The sequence below is a fragment of the Cedecea sp. B1(4) genome, from assembly GCF_059414925.1.
In genome coordinates this window covers 1-490 of sequence record NZ_JCAHMZ010000332.1, presented here as the reverse complement: position 1 = coordinate 490, position 490 = coordinate 1, and the positions used below count along the sequence as shown (strand labels likewise).

Sequence of the window (490 nt, the reverse complement as noted above, 5' to 3'; positions counted from 1 at the left end):
GCCTGCATGACCTGCGCAACGGCCAGTTGCGCCGCTGCAAGGCCATGGGCTTCGGCGAGGAGGAGCTGGATGCGCTGAAGCACCCCGAACTCGTGAGCATGCTGGTGAATGCCACGGTGTCGTGGTGTTCGGTGTCGGTGAACCGGGAGGTATTGAAGCGGCTCCTGAGCCAGGTGCACGACGTGGAGCGGGAGATCGCCACGGTGGACCGCATGCTGCGCCTGGGGGCGAGCACGGAGATGGTCAGCAAGTTCTACGGCCTCACGCATCAGGAAGTGGCGCTGCGCCGTGACATCCTCGGGCTGCCCAAGCGCAAGGGCCGGCATCCGGTGCTCGATGAGGCGCAGGACGTGGCCTTGTGGGAGCGCTGGAAGGCCGGCGTCACCGAGCGCCATATCGCCCTGACCGACGACATGGCGATGCTGGCGCTGACCATGGATCTGGCCGAGGCCATGACCCTGCCCATGTCGGTGATCTGGTCGGCGATACG

The 490-nt window shown here is 66.3% G+C and carries 1 protein-coding gene; it reads left to right on the top strand.

Annotated elements, in window-relative coordinates:
• Window positions 1-2: 2 nt before the first annotated feature.
• Window positions 3-490: DUF2857 domain-containing protein (locus tag ACR6JA_RS23175; RefSeq protein WP_494599868.1), on the top strand; the 488-nt coding region annotated here is incomplete at its 3' end.